This is a genomic window from Streptomyces sp. ISL-94, from assembly GCF_018614075.1.
Taxonomy (GTDB): Bacteria; Actinomycetota; Actinomycetes; order Streptomycetales; family Streptomycetaceae; genus Streptomyces.
Genome location: NZ_JAGGOZ010000033.1, coordinates 1 through 13,354, shown reverse-complemented (window position 1 = coordinate 13,354; position 13,354 = coordinate 1). Strand labels below are relative to the sequence as shown.

The window sequence follows — 13,354 nt, the reverse complement described above, 5'->3', positions numbered from 1 at the left end:
GGACCGACACCTGGACAGGGAGAAGGCCTGTCTCCCCGCACGTGTCACGATGTGACCGCACATATCGGAGGAGCCGGTGACGGCAGCGAAACTGGAGTCGGGAAGGCGGGCGGCGATGGCCACCGAAGGGGCGATCACGGAGCCGGAAGGCGGGGCGGCCACTCGCACGGCACGTGTCCCCAAGTACTACCGACTCAAGCGGCACTTGCTCGACATGACCGAAACACTGCCGCCCGGCACCCCGGTGCCGCCGGAGCGCACGCTCGCGGCCGAATTCGACACCTCGCGGACCACCGTCCGCCAGGCCCTCCAGGAGCTCGTCGTCGAGGGCCGGCTGGAGCGGATCCAGGGCAAAGGCACCTTCGTCGCCAAGCCCAAGGTCTCCCAGGCGCTCCAACTCACCTCGTACACCGAGGACATGCGGGCCCAGGGGCTGGAGCCGACCTCCCAGCTGCTCGACATCGGCTACGTGACGGCCGACGACACCCTCGCCGGGCTGCTCAAGATCACCACCGGCGGCCGGGTCCTGCGCATCGAGCGGCTGCGGCTGGCCAGCGGTGAGCCGATGGCCATCGAGACCACCCACCTCTCGGCCAAGCGCTTCCCGGCCCTGCGCCGTTCGCTGGCCAAGTACACCTCCCTCTACACGGCCCTCGCCGAGGTGTACGACGTCCACCTCGCCGAGGCCGAGGAGACGATCGAGACCTCGCTGGCCACCCCGCGCGAGGCCGGCCTGCTCGGCACGGACGTCGGCCTGCCGATGCTGATGCTCTCCCGGCACTCGCTGGACGCCGACGGGGAACCGGTGGAGTGGGTGCGGTCGGTGTACCGCGGCGACCGGTACAAGTTCGTCGCCAGGCTCAAGCGGCCCGCAGTCTGAACGCCACCGTCCGCATACCGGAATGCGGACGGGGTCTTACGTTGACCGGGCAATCCCCCGTAGATTCCCTGCGCTTACGCAGATGATCGACGAGGGGACGAGTGCCATGCCGAAACCGGAATCAACCGGAACAGAACGGGACGCGGCGAGTCCGGGCACCACGCCGGGCTCGCCTTCTCCGACGTCCCCGACCTCCCCGAAATCCATCGCCGTGTGGGTGCTGGTCGGACTCGTGGGAGCCATCGGCTGGGGCGTCCTGGCCCTCTCGCGCGGCGAGGAGATCTCGGCCGCCTGGCTGCTCGCCGCCGCGCTGGGCTCGTACGCCATCGGCTACCGCTTCTACGCGCGCTTCATCGCCCACCGCGTCCTGAAGGCGGACAAGACCCGGGCCACTCCCGCCGAACGCCTCGACAACGGTGTCGACTTCCACCCCACCGACCGGCGGGTGCTCTTCGGCCACCACTTCGCCGCCGTCGCCGGCGCCGGCCCGCTCGTCGGGCCCGTGCTCGCCGCGCAGATGGGCTACCTGCCGGGCACCATCTGGATCGTCGCCGGCGTGATCTTCGCGGGCGCCGTCCAGGACATGGTCACGCTGTTCTTCTCCACCCGCCGCGACGGGCGTTCGCTCGGCCAGATGGCGCGGGACGAGATCGGCCCCGTGGGCGGAGCCGCCGCCCTGGTCGCCGTGTTCGCCATCATGATCATCCTGCTGGCGGTGCTGGCGCTGGTCATCGTGAACGCGCTCGCGCACTCCCCGTGGGGTGTCTTCTCCATCGGCATGACCATCCCGATCGCCCTCTTCATGGGCTTCTACCTCCGCGTGCTGCGGCCGGGCCGGGTCACCGAGGTCTCCGTCATCGGCGTCGCGCTGCTGCTGCTCGCCATCGTCGCGGGCGGCTGGGTCGCCGAGTCCTCCCTCGCCGACACCTTCACCCTGGAGAAGGAGACGCTGGTCATCTGGATGATCGCGTACGGCTTCGTCGCGTCGGTGCTGCCGGTGTGGATGCTGCTCGCGCCCCGCGACTACCTCTCCACCTTCATGAAGGTCGGCACCATCGCCCTGCTCGCCCTGGGTGTGGTCATCGCGATGCCGACCCTGAAGATGCCGGCGGTCACCGACTTCGCGGCCCGCGGCGACGGTCCGGTCTTCGCCGGCTCAATGTTCCCGTTCGTCTTCATCACCATCGCGTGCGGCGCCCTGTCCGGCTTCCACGCCCTGGTCTCCTCGGGCACCACCCCGAAGATGATCCAGAAGGAGACCCAGGTCCGGGTCATCGGCTACGGCGCCATGCTGACCGAGTCCTTCGTGGCCGTCATGGCGATCATCGCGGCCTCCATCATCGAGCCCGGCCTCTTCTTCGCCGTGAACTCCCCCGGCGGTGTCATCGGCACCACCGTCGAGACCGCCTCGCAGGCGGTGACGAACTTCGGCTTCGCCATCAGCCCCGAGGCCCTCGCGCAGGCCGCGAAGGACGTCGAGGAGGCCAGCCTGCTGTCCCGTACGGGCGGCGCGCCGACCTTCGCACTCGGAATGTCGGAGATCTTCTCCGCCGTCATCGGCGGCGCCGGGATGAAGGCCTTCTGGTACCACTTCGCCATCATGTTCGAGGCGCTGTTCATCCTGACAACGGTCGACGCGGGCACCCGCGTGGGCCGGTTCATGCTCCAGGACACCCTTGGCAACGTGCACAAGTCCTTCAGGAACGTCAGCTGGAAGCCGGGCGTCTGGCTGGCGAGCGCTCTCGTCGTCGGCGGCTGGGGCTACTTCCTGTGGGTCGGCATCAAGGACCCGCTGGGCGGCATCAACCAGCTCTTCCCGCTGTTCGGCATCGCGAACCAGCTGCTCGCGGCGGTTGCCCTGGCCGTCTGCACCACCCTGCTGGTCAAGTCCGGCCGGCTGAAGTGGGCCTGGGTGACGGGTGTTCCGCTGGCGTGGGACGTGGCCGTCACGCTCACCGCGAGCTACCAGAAGATCTTCTCGGACGACGTGAAGGTCGGCTTCTTCGCCCAGCGCGACAAGTACCAGACCGGGATCGACGCGGGGAAGGTGCTGCCGCCCGCGAAGAACGTGGACGACATGCACACCGTGGTCACCAACGCCACGGTGGACGGCGCGCTGTCGGCGCTGTTCGCCATCCTGATCATCATCGTGCTGGCGGACGCGGCCCGGACCTGCTTCAAGGCCGTCAGCAGCCCGGAGTCCGTGAAGCTCTCCGAGGTCCCGTGGACCGAGTCGAAGATCATCGCCCCGGCCGGGCTGGTCCCGACCGCCGAGGAGAAGGCGGAGCTCGCCGCGGCGGGCCTGGACTCGGGCGGCGGACGGGTGAAGGAATCGCTGTCTTCATGAGCGTGCGCAGCCTGATGAGCGTCCGCGCTCTGCTGGCGCGGGTCCGGTTCTACGTACGGGAGTTCTCGGGGGAGGCGGCGTACGACCGCTACGTCGCCCACGCCCGCTCCCACGACCCGCACGCCGAGGTCCAGACCCGCCGGGCCTTCGAACGGGCCCGCACGGACGCCCGCGAGGCGGACCCCCGCGAGGGCTTCCGCTGCTGCTGAGCGGTGTATGAAGGGGCCCCGCCGTCCGGCGGGGCCTTCTGCGTACTCAGCGCACCCAGTCCTTGAGGGCCTCGGTCTGGAGAGTGATCCCCACGGGGTCAGGGAGTTCGACGCCCTTGCCGAAGGGGACGGTGCGGACGCTCTCGTAACGGCTGCCGTCCGGCTCGCTGTAGACGGTGACCTCGCAGGTGTCCCGGTCGATCAGCAAGTACACCGGAATGCCGGTCTCGGCGTAGCCGCGGGGCTTCTCGTGTCGGTCGCGCGCGTCCGTGTCGGTGTCGTAGGACGTTACCTCCACGACCATGAGGGCAGGCTCGGGCTCGACCCACTCCCCTTGGCCGGCGAGAGCGCCGCTCGGCGCCAGGACGCCGTCGGGCCGCGCACGGCCGCTGCGGTACTGCTGGATCTTGATCCCCTGCTCGGCGTAGAGCCACAGCTCCGGCCGGGACTGCATGCAGATCCGCGTCAACCACTCGATGATCGTCCCGTGGTCCCCGTCCGGCACCGCTTTGACCCCCAGCCTCCCGTTGATGAACTCAAACCGCAGCCCCTCGACCTCTCTGGCGGCTATCCGCGCCACGGTCTCAAACTCTTCGGTCAGCATTTGGGGCCGGTCGGTCATCACGGTCATGCCTCGCTCGCCTTCATCGACGGTCTTCCTCCGACGATAGCGCCGGACCCTGACACCCGTCCTGCACACTCGGCCGCATGGACATCGTGATCAGAACGGCCGTACCGGACGACTACGCGGAGCTGGGCGACATCACCGCGCAGGCCTATCTCGACGACGGACTCCTGGACAACAACGAGGACGACTCCTACGAACGATCGCTGCGCGACGTCGCCGGCCGGGCCGCCGACGCCGAGGTCCTCGTGGCCGCGCTCGGCGGGGTGTTGCTCGGCGGGGTGACCTTCGCCCCGCCCGGCAGCCGCATGGCCGACATCGCCGGGCCCGGGGAAGCCGAGTTCCGGATGCTGACCGTGGCCCGCGCCGGGCGCGGCCGGGGTGCAGGCGAGGCCCTGGTGCGTGCCTGCGTAGAACGGGCGCGGGCCGTCGAGGGCGTGACCCGCCTGGTGCTCTCCACCCAGGCGCAGAGCCCCGCCGCGCACCGGATCTACGAGCGGCTGGGCTTCGTACGGACCCCCGAACGGGACTGGTCCCCCGTCCCCACGGTGCCCCTGCTGACCTACGCGTTGGAGCTGGAAGCGCCGGAGGCGTAGCAGGCCGACACAACATGTGGGGGGTCGCGCATCAACCTCCCCCCACATGTATGCTCATGGCTGCTGTCGCCGCAGGGGAATCCGGTGCGAATCCGGAACTGTCCCGCAACGGTATGAAGTACACCGATTGGTGCAAGCGCAAGTCCGAAGACCTGCCGACAGCGCGCCCGGCTCGACCGAACCGGGTGCCGATACGTCCGGGCCTCGCGGTTGGGCCGGTGGACGCCATGCGGTGTACGCGTTCCTGCCACGCCCGCATGCGCCTCCCCGCGCCCTGCCCGCCGATGCCGGGCCGAGCGAGGGAGAGCTCCCGCCGTGACCATCGCGCCTTCCGCACCGCGCGCCGAGTCCACTTCTGGCGACCACACCGAGGGCCCGGGGGCCACGCTGCTGCGTACCCTCACCGAGCTGACGGCCGACCTCCCCAACACCGACCCCGGTCGGGTCGCCGCCGCCGCGCTGCGCGGCCGCAGTTCCGCCGCCGACGCGGCCGAGCTGCGCGGGCTGGCCACCGAGGCCGCCGCCGGCCTGATCTCCGAGGACCCGGCGTACTCCAGGCTCGCCGCCCGGCTGCTGACGCTGGCCGTGCGTGACGAGGCCGCCGGCCAGGGCTCCACCTCCTTCTCCGCCTCGGTCGAGGTCGGCCACCGCGAGGGCCTCATCGCCGACCGCACCGCAGAGTTCGTACGGACCCACGCGAGCCGTCTGGACTCGCTGGTGCAGCACTCCCTCGCCGAGGGCGCGGACGACCGCTTCGGCTTCTTCGGCCTGCGCACCCTGCACAGCCGCTACCTGCTGCGCCACCCGATCACCCGCCAGGTCATCGAGACCCCGCAGTACTTCATGCTGCGCGTGGCCTGCGGCCTCGCCGCGGACGAGTCCGTCCAGGCCGTCGAGGAAGTGGCCTCGCTGTACCGGCTGATGAGCCGCCTCGACTACCTGCCGTCCTCCCCCACGCTCTTCAACTCCGGCACCCGGCACCCGCAGATGTCCTCCTGCTACCTGCTGGACTCCCCGCTGGACGAGCTCGACTCGATCTACGACCGCTACCACCAAGTGGCCCGGCTCTCCAAGCACGCGGGCGGCATCGGCCTGTCGTACTCCCGCATCCGCGCCCGCGGTTCGCTGATCCGCGGTACGAACGGCCACTCGAACGGCATCGTGCCGTTCCTGAAGACGCTGGACGCCTCCGTCGCCGCCGTGAACCAGGGCGGCCGCCGCAAGGGCGCCGCCGCCGTCTACCTGGAGACCTGGCACGCGGACATCGAGGAGTTCCTGGAACTGCGCGACAACACCGGTGAGGACCAGCGCCGTACGCACAACCTGAACCTCGCGCACTGGGTGCCGGACGAGTTCATGCGCCGCGTGAACGCCGACGCCGACTGGTCGCTGTTCTCCCCGGCCGACGTGCCCGAGCTGGTCGACCTGTGGGGCGACGCGTTCGACGCCGCCTACCGCAAGGCCGAGGAGTCGGGCCTGGCCCGCAAGACCATGCCCGCCCGCGACCTGTACGGCCGGATGATGCGCACCCTCGCGCAGACCGGCCAGGGCTGGATGACCTTCAAGGACGCCTCCAACCGCACGGCGAACCAGACCGCCGAGCCGGGCACGGTCGTGCACTCCTCGAACCTGTGCACCGAGATCATCGAGGTCACCAACGACGGCGAGACGGCCGTCTGCAACCTCGGCTCGGTCAACATGGGTGCCTTCGTCGTCGACGGCGAGATCGACTGGGAGCGGCTGGACGAGACCGTCCGCACCGCCGTCACCTTCCTCGACCGCGTGGTGGACATCAACTTCTACCCGACCGAGCAGGCGGGCCGTTCCAACGCCCGCTGGCGCCCGGTGGGCCTGGGCGCCATGGGCCTCCAGGACGTCTTCTTCAAGCTGAAGCTGCCCTTCGACTCCCCCGAGGCGAAGGCCCTGTCCACCAAGCTCTCCGAGCGCATCATGCTGGCCGCCTACGAGGCCTCCTGCGACCTCGCCGAGCGCAGCGGCCCGCTGCCGGCCTGGGAGCAGACCCGCACCGCGCGCGGTGTCCTGCACCCGGACCACTACGACGTCGAGCTGAACTGGCCGGAGCGCTGGGACGCGCTGCGCGCCCGTGTCGCGAAGACCGGCATGCGCAATTCCCTCCTCCTCGCGATCGCCCCGACGGCGACGATCGCCTCGATCGCGGGCGTGTACGAGTGCATCGAGCCGCAGGTCTCCAACCTCTTCAAGCGCGAGACGCTGAGCGGTGAGTTCCTCCAGGTCAACGGCTACCTGGTGGAGGAGCTGAAGCAGCTCGGCGTGTGGGACGCGCAGACCCGCGAGGCGCTGCGCGAGTCCAGCGGCTCGGTCCAGGGCTTCGGCTGGATCCCGGCCGAGGTCCGCGAGCTGTACCGCACGGCGTGGGAGATCCCGCAGCGCGGCCTGATCGACATGGCGGCGGCCCGCACCCCGTTCCTCGACCAGTCCCAGTCGCTGAACCTGTTCCTGGAGACGCCCACCATCGGCAAGCTCAGCTCGATGTACGCGTACGCCTGGAAGCAGGGCCTGAAGACCACGTACTACCTGCGCTCGCGCCCGGCGACGAAGATCGCCCGCGCCGCGCAGGCCGCCACCCCGGTGGCGCTCCCGCAGGCCGTCGACGCCGACGCGCTGGCCTGCTCCCTTGAGAACCCCGAGTCCTGCGAGGCCTGCCAGTAATGAGCTCCAACGACACCAAGAACCTCCTGGACCCGGGCTTCGAGCTCACGCTCCGCCCCATGCGCTACCCGGACTTCTACGAGCGCTACCGGGACGCGATCAAGAACACGTGGACGGTGGAGGAGGTCGACCTCCACTCGGACGTCGCCGACCTCGCGAAGCTGACGCCGGCCGAGCAGCACATGATCGGCCGCCTGGTCGCGTTCTTCGCGACGGGCGACTCGATCGTCTCGAACAACCTGGTGCTCACGCTCTACAAGCACATCAACTCCCCGGAGGCGCGCCTGTACCTGTCGCGCCAGCTGTTCGAGGAGGCCGTGCACGTCCAGTTCTACCTGACGCTGCTCGACACCTACCTGCCCGACCCGGACGACCGCGCGGCCGCCTTCGACGCGGTCGAGGAGATCCCGTCGATCCGCGAGAAGGCGCAGTTCTGCTTCAAGTGGATGGACTCGGTAGAGAAGATCGACCGGTTGGAGACGCAGGCCGACCGCCGCCGCTTCCTGCTGAACCTGATCTGCTTCGCGGCGTGCATCGAGGGCCTGTTCTTCTACGGCGCCTTCGCCTACGTGTACTGGTTCCGCTCGCGCGGTCTGCTGCACGGCCTGGCGACCGGCACCAACTGGGTGTTCCGCGACGAGACCATGCACATGAACTTCGCCTTCGAGGTCGTGGACACGGTCCGCAAGGAGGAGCCCGAGCTCTTCGACGACGCCCTCCAGCAGCAGGTCACCGACATGCTGAAGGAGGCCGTGGAGGCGGAGCTGCAGTTCGGCCACGACCTGTGCGGTGACGGCCTGCCGGGCATGAACACCGAGTCCATGCGCGAGTACCTGGAGTGCGTCGCGGACCAGCGCCTGGTCCGCCTCGGCTTCCCGCCGGTGTACGGCTCGTCGAACCCGTTCTCCTTCATGGAGCTCCAGGGCGTCCAGGAGCTGACGAACTTCTTCGAGCGCCGCCCGTCGGCCTACCAGGTCGCGGTCGAGGGCACCGTCGACCTGGACGAGGACTTCTAGGCCCCGTCCGGCCGTCCGGCCGCCGCCCCCGCCCGGCTGCTGGGGGCGGGGGCCGGCTCAGTGACCGGGCGCGTGCCGCACGGCAACACGGGGCGTACGAGTGCGGGCCTCTTCACGCCGATGCCCCTTGCGGACGACCTGCTCGCGCTGCTGGGCCGCGCGCAGCTGACGGTCGACGCGGCGGTCGCGGGCGGCTCCCCAGAGCGAAGGGCCCAGCAGGAGGGCGGCGATGACGAAGACGACGGCGTAGTCCAGGAACGTGTTCATGCCTCCAGCCTCGTCGGATCGGCGAGAATCAGACAGTGGCAGGACTGTCACGAAAGAGCGAATTACTGCCACACTGGCGTCATGCTGAAGAACGTGGCCGTAGCCCTCGTCAATGGTGTCGCCCCCTTCGAGCTGGGCATCTTCTGCGAGGTGTTCGGGGTCGACCGCAGTGAAATGGGGCTGCCGGTCTACGACTTCGCCCTGTGCGCGGCGGAGGACCGGCGCTCCATGACGGGGGACGGGCATTTCGACATCGTCGTCCCGCACGGGCTGGAGCGGCTGGAGAGCGCGGACCTGATCTGCGTCCCGGCCGACCGGGCCGCGGCGACCCGGGACTACCCCGAACCCCTGCTGGAGGCCCTGCACCGGGCCGTGGACCGGGGCGCGCGCGTGCTCAGCGTGTGCAGCGGGGCGTTCGTGCTCGGCGCGGCCGGGCTGCTGGACGGGCGGCGCTGCACCACCCACTGGATGCACGCCCCCGCCCTGGCGCGCCGCTACCCGCGCGCCCTGGTCGACCCCGACGTGCTCTACGTGAACGAGGGCCGGGTGACCACTTCGGCCGGCACCGCCTCCGGTATCGACGCCTGCCTGCACGTGGTCCGCCAGGAGCACGGCGCCGAGGTGGCCAACACCATCGCGCGGCGCATGGTCGTACCGCCGCACCGCGACGGCGGGCAGGCCCAGTACATCCAGCGCCCGCTGCCCCGTACGGCGTGCGACACGGTGGGCGAGGTGATCGGGTGGATGGCCCGGCACCTGGACGAGGAGATCACCGTCGAGCAGCTCGCGGAGCGCGCGCACATGTCCCCGCGGACCTTCGCCCGGCGCTTCCTCCAGGAGACCGGCACCACCCCCTACCAGTGGGTGCTGCGCCAGCGGGTGCTGCTCGCCCAGGAGCTGCTGGAGTCCACCGACGACACGGTCGACGCGATCGCGGGCCGCAGCGGCTTCGGGAACGCGGCGGCGCTGCGCCACCATTTCCTCCGCACGCTCGGCACCACGCCGAATTCCTTCAGGCGCACCTTCCGCGGGCCACAGGCCGTGGCCTGAGCGGCACGCACTGGCCGAGAACCGTAGAACACTTGACCCAAACCACCCCCCTCTGTAGTCGAGTGGTGTCGTACCGTGATGACGCCTGGCCTGACCGCCCCGCACAGCGCCCGGTCGGACACACCTCACGACAGCCCAGGGGGGCCTTTCATGTCCCGTATCTCCCGCATCGCCACCGCCGCCGCGTTCGCCGTTCTGCTTCTCGGTGGCGCGACCGCCACCGCCTCGGCGGACTCCGGCTGGGGCTCCGCTCCGGCCGACAGCGGCTGGGGCTCGGCGCCCGCCGACTCCGGCTGGGGCTCCGCTCCCGCCGACAGCGGCTGGGGCTCGGCTCCCGCCGACAGCGGCTGGGGCTCGGCGCCCAAGTAGTCCGAAGCGGCGCCATGCGGAAGGGCCCCGCTCCGATCCCGGAGCGGGGCCCTTCCGCATGGTGTAGTGGTGTGTCCCGGCCGCGTATCCCGGCGGCGCAGATCAGTCGTTCGGGACCGTCTCGTAGCGCGGGGTGCCCTCTTCCATCTGCCGCAGGGCGTCCTTGCGGTCCCGCTTCGAGAGCCGGTCGATGTACAGGTACCCGTACAGGTGGTCGGTCTCGTGCTGGAGGCAGCGCGCGAAGTAACCTGTGCCGCGCACCTTGATCGGGTTGCCCTGCGCGTCCTGGCCCTCGACCTCGGCGTAGTCAGGGCGGGCCAGGGAGGCGTACGCCGTCGGGACCGACAGGCAGCCCTCGTTGGAGTCGTCCAGCACCCGCGCGGCCGCCGGCAGCTCCACCAGCTTCGGGTTGACCACGACACCGGTGTGCCGCACGCCGTCGTCGTCCGGGCAGTCGTAGACGAACACCTTGGCGTCCACGCCGATCTGGTTCGCGGCCAGGCCCACGCCCTCGGCGGCCTTCTGGCTGGCGAACATGTCGTCGATCAGCTGCGCCAGCTCGTCGCCGAACTCGGTGACGTCCTTGCACTCGCGGTGCAGGACCGGGTTGCCGACGACGGTGATCGGGCGGGCGGTGCCGCGCTCACGGTGGGCGAGCTCGCGCTCCGCACAGTCCTCCGTGTCCACGACGTACCCGTCGTTCGGGCCCCCGACAACGTCGACTACCTCGTTCTCCTGCTGCGACATGTCCGCCGTACGCCTTCCGTAAGTCCAAGTCACCGGTGGTCGCCTATGGCCACCGATGTGCCCGTACAGCCTACGGCCCGGCTCAGCAGACTTCTTCGAGATCCCGCCACTCCCGGCTGTCCGGGCTGTCCGCGACCCATCCGTCGAGCAGCCCGCGCACCAGGCCGGCCGGCGCCGCGAGGCCGCACTCCCGCTCCGGCACCCACAACGAGCCGGCCGTGCGGTGCCCCAGCGGTCCGGGATGCCCCGGCTCACTGTGGTCGTGCGGGTCCAGGTGCTCGCCGTCGCCCTCGTCGCTCGGCATCTCGCTCTCCGAGCAGGTCCGGCACAGCAGCCGCACCGACGAGGACCAGTCCTCGGCGGCGAAGCCCGCGTCCGAGGCCAGCTGCTCCAGCGCGTCGCGGTCCGCCTCGGTGGCCGCCTCCAGCAGCACCACCCAGGTCGGCACCGGCGAGGGCGCCCACAGCTCGATCTCGTCGAAGACGGGGTACGAGGGTCCGGCCGCGGTGATCCGCTCGCCGTGCGGGACCCCGTCGTGCAGGACGACCTCGCCCCAGCGCCGCCCCGAGGAGGGCAGCGGGATGGAGAGGACCTCCAGCCGGGCCGGGTCCAGCCGGCGCCCCCAGACCACCTCGGCCTCGCCCTCGGGCGACAACCGTACGGCCGCGCTGCCGAGCTCCATGCCCACGGGCTCGCCGTTGCCGCCCGCGCCGTGCGGGTCTCCGGGCACCTTCAGCCCGTACGCCTGCCAGGCCCGCCGGGCCAGCGGCCAGTCCTGGAGCGCGGTCGCGGCGATGCCGACGTTCCACCAGTCCGGGGCGCCGGTCTCACGGTCCAGCAGGGCCACGGCGCGCAGCCCGGCGGCCCGCGCCTGCTCCCAGTCGTGCCGGAACTTGTGCAGCAGGGCCAGGTTGAACCAGGACTCGGACAGCCAGGGCTCCAGGTCCGCGGCTCTGGTCAGGAGCGCGCCCGCGTCGTCGTACCGCCCGTCGCCGATCAGCGTGAACGCGCGGTCGGTGGCCTGCCGCCACGAGGCGGAGGGCCGATGCCGTACCTTCCCGAAGATCCTCACGATTCCCGCCTGCCTGGGGGCACCTCCCAGCGGTCGCTGGGGGATAACGGTGCAGCCTTGCGGACACTCCTACGGTCCCTCTTACTGGCATCCAACCATGCCCACTCTGACGGCCGCTCATTACCCATGGGTTACCCCGGTGGGACGGGCACCACTCTGTCATGTCCGCCCCTGGCCAGAACCCTCGCCAAGCACTCGACGACCTCCGGCTGGTAATCGTGCCCGGTGCCCAGGCGGAGCCGTTCAAGGGCGGCCAGTGAGCCGCCCGGGTGACGGCTCACGCCGGCCAGGTCGTCGTACGCGTTGACCGCGCGGACGATGCGCGCGGCGACGGGCTGCTCCCGGTACGGGTCCGCCTGCCGCTCCACCACCACGGCGACCTCGGCGGCCACCCCGGTCTGGCGGGCCACCTCCCCGCCCAGCTCGGCGATCCGGCGGGCCTCGGCGGCGGGCAGCTCGGCGGTGGCGCCGGCCGGAACCGGGTCGACGAGGGAGAGCTGCCCGATGTCGTGCATCAGGGCGGCGTACTCCAGCACCGTGAGCTCCCGCTCCGACAGGCCCAGCTCCCTGCCGACGGCGCAGCTCAGGGCGGCGACCCGGCGGGAGTGCCCGGGCGGCGTGTATCCGGCGATCTCGGTGGCGCGGGCCAGCGAGGTGATGGTCTGGCGGTAGGTGGTGCGGATCGCGGTGATCCGGTGGAAGGACATCTGGGTCAGCAGCAGGGGCACGCAGAAGACGGGCAGGGCCCACAGCCCGGCGACGGCCGCGCCCAGGGCCATCACGACGCCGGTGGCGCAGATCGCCGAGCCGATGCCCAGCTGGGCGCGCAGCTCGTCGCGCAGCAGCGGACCGTACGGCCAGCCCGTGCTCGCCCCGGCCAGGGCCGCGGCGAGCACGGCGTCGCACAGGGCCGTGAGGCCGAGGAGGCAGAGCAGGAAGAGGACGAGGTACGGGCCCTGGCCGACCAGGTCCTCCAGCCGGCCGGAGTTGTAGAGCGGCTGGAAACAGACGGCGGCGAAGGCGACGGTCAGGACCCGGCGGGCCACGTGGTCGACGGCGGGGCCCCGGCCGCGCGCGACGTGCGGGACGATCCCGGCGAGGGCGGCCGCGACGACGACCGCGACGATCTGGAGGACGCCGTGGTGGGTGGGCTGCCCGGCGTTCTGGCCGAGCAGGGCGTAGGCGAGGGCTCCGGCGGAGCCGAGCGGGGCGGGCTGTCGGTCGGCTGCCTCGGCGGGGTGGCCCGTGCGCTGGTCCCGGCGGGCGAATTCGCCGAGGGTGATCAAGGTGCCGAAGGCCAGGGCGGTGCCGGGCTCGACGATGCCGTTCCACAGGGTGTGGCCCAGGCCGACGACGGTGAGCAGCCCGGCCGCCCCCCGCACGGTCCACACGGCGGTCCCCCTCACGGCCCGCCCCCCGCCCGGCGGCGGGCCTGCGCGTCCGCGGCCCCGGTCTCGCCCGGCCCGTCGGCGCGCGGGGGCGGGG

12 protein-coding genes and 1 riboswitch are annotated in these 13,354 nt (G+C 71.1%); of the genes, 8 read left to right on the top strand and 4 right to left on the bottom strand.

Going from position 1 to position 13,354, the window contains the following annotated elements:
* Positions 1–115: 115 nt before the first annotated feature.
* The 3 genes from J7E94_RS13065 to J7E94_RS13055 all read left to right on the top strand — a co-directional run bounded on the left by J7E94_RS13065 (position 116) and on the right by J7E94_RS13055 (position 3,436).
* Positions 116–880 carry a GntR family transcriptional regulator gene (locus J7E94_RS13065; RefSeq protein ID WP_215015257.1) on the top strand — a complete coding sequence of 255 codons (765 nt, stop codon included), beginning with the start codon at positions 116–118 and terminating at the stop codon, positions 878–880.
* 106 nt (positions 881–986) lie between these two features.
* A complete protein-coding gene (locus J7E94_RS13060) occupies positions 987–3,227 on the top strand; it encodes a carbon starvation CstA family protein (RefSeq protein ID WP_251056610.1) in 2,241 nt (746 codons plus the stop codon).
* Positions 3,224–3,436: a YbdD/YjiX family protein gene (locus tag J7E94_RS13055; RefSeq protein WP_215015171.1), complete on the top strand. Its 213-nt coding sequence runs from the start codon at positions 3,224–3,226 to the stop codon at positions 3,434–3,436. Before J7E94_RS13060 ends, J7E94_RS13055 begins: the two co-directional genes overlap by 4 nt.
* 46 nt (positions 3,437–3,482) lie before the next feature.
* On the opposite strand, the gene J7E94_RS13050 is transcribed toward J7E94_RS13055, so the two are convergent.
* Positions 3,483–4,067: a Uma2 family endonuclease gene (locus J7E94_RS13050; protein ID WP_215015169.1), complete on the bottom strand. Its 585-nt coding sequence runs from the start codon at positions 4,065–4,067 to the stop codon at positions 3,483–3,485.
* Between the two features lie 77 nt (positions 4,068–4,144).
* Between J7E94_RS13050 and J7E94_RS13045 the strand changes: the two genes are divergently transcribed.
* From J7E94_RS13045 to J7E94_RS13025, 5 genes are all read left to right on the top strand, one after another.
* Positions 4,145–4,657, top strand: coding sequence for a GNAT family N-acetyltransferase (locus J7E94_RS13045; RefSeq protein ID WP_215015167.1), 513 nt, complete (start codon positions 4,145–4,147; stop codon positions 4,655–4,657).
* Between the two features lie 40 nt (positions 4,658–4,697).
* A riboswitch (cobalamin riboswitch) is annotated at positions 4,698–4,832 on the top strand.
* A gap of 140 nt (positions 4,833–4,972) precedes the next feature.
* On the top strand, positions 4,973–7,348 hold the full coding sequence (locus tag J7E94_RS13040; RefSeq protein WP_215015165.1) for a ribonucleoside-diphosphate reductase subunit alpha: 2,376 nt from the start codon (positions 4,973–4,975) through the stop codon (positions 7,346–7,348).
* Positions 7,348–8,364 (top strand): ribonucleotide-diphosphate reductase subunit beta, encoded by a 1,017-nt coding sequence (locus J7E94_RS13035; RefSeq protein ID WP_215015163.1) that lies wholly within the window; start codon positions 7,348–7,350, stop codon positions 8,362–8,364. The genes J7E94_RS13040 and J7E94_RS13035 overlap by 1 nt, the downstream gene beginning before the upstream one ends.
* Positions 8,365–8,712: 348 nt before the next feature.
* Positions 8,713–9,681 (top strand): helix-turn-helix domain-containing protein, encoded by a 969-nt coding sequence (locus J7E94_RS13030; protein WP_251056602.1) that lies wholly within the window; start codon positions 8,713–8,715, stop codon positions 9,679–9,681.
* 150 nt (positions 9,682–9,831) lie between these two features.
* Complete coding sequence (locus J7E94_RS13025; RefSeq protein ID WP_215015160.1) at positions 9,832–10,050, top strand: 5'-nucleotidase; 219 nt, start codon at positions 9,832–9,834, stop codon at positions 10,048–10,050.
* A 102-nt stretch (positions 10,051–10,152) separates the two neighbouring features.
* Here the strand turns inward: J7E94_RS13025 and def are convergent, their stop codons facing one another.
* The 3 genes from def to J7E94_RS13010 all read right to left on the bottom strand — a co-directional run bounded on the left by def (position 10,153) and on the right by J7E94_RS13010 (position 13,275).
* Complete coding sequence (gene def, locus J7E94_RS13020; RefSeq protein ID WP_215015158.1) at positions 10,153–10,797, bottom strand: peptide deformylase; 645 nt, start codon at positions 10,795–10,797, stop codon at positions 10,153–10,155.
* 82 nt (positions 10,798–10,879) lie between these two features.
* On the bottom strand, positions 10,880–11,869 hold the full coding sequence (locus J7E94_RS13015) for a hypothetical protein (RefSeq protein ID WP_215015156.1): 990 nt from the start codon (positions 11,867–11,869) through the stop codon (positions 10,880–10,882).
* Positions 11,870–12,000: 131 nt separating this feature from the next.
* Positions 12,001–13,275, bottom strand: coding sequence for an HD domain-containing protein (locus J7E94_RS13010; RefSeq protein WP_215015154.1), 1,275 nt, complete (start codon positions 13,273–13,275; stop codon positions 12,001–12,003).
* Between the last annotated feature and the right edge of the window lie 79 nt (positions 13,276–13,354).

Coding starts and splice junctions, on each gene's coding strand:
- J7E94_RS13050 (WP_215015169.1), bottom strand. CDS start 4,067: ATGACCGTGATGACCGACCGGCCCCAAATGCTGACCGAAGAGTTTGAG.
- J7E94_RS13055 (WP_215015171.1), top strand. CDS start 3,224: ATGAGCGTGCGCAGCCTGATGAGCGTCCGCGCTCTGCTGGCGCGGGTC.
- J7E94_RS13035 (WP_215015163.1), top strand. CDS start 7,348: ATGAGCTCCAACGACACCAAGAACCTCCTGGACCCGGGCTTCGAGCTC.
- def (WP_215015158.1), bottom strand. CDS start 10,797: ATGTCGCAGCAGGAGAACGAGGTAGTCGACGTTGTCGGGGGCCCGAAC.
- J7E94_RS13065 (WP_215015257.1), top strand. CDS start 116: ATGGCCACCGAAGGGGCGATCACGGAGCCGGAAGGCGGGGCGGCCACT.
- J7E94_RS13025 (WP_215015160.1), top strand. CDS start 9,832: ATGTCCCGTATCTCCCGCATCGCCACCGCCGCCGCGTTCGCCGTTCTG.
- J7E94_RS13030 (WP_251056602.1), top strand. CDS start 8,713: ATGCTGAAGAACGTGGCCGTAGCCCTCGTCAATGGTGTCGCCCCCTTC.
- J7E94_RS13045 (WP_215015167.1), top strand. CDS start 4,145: ATGGACATCGTGATCAGAACGGCCGTACCGGACGACTACGCGGAGCTG.
- J7E94_RS13060 (WP_251056610.1), top strand. CDS start 987: ATGCCGAAACCGGAATCAACCGGAACAGAACGGGACGCGGCGAGTCCG.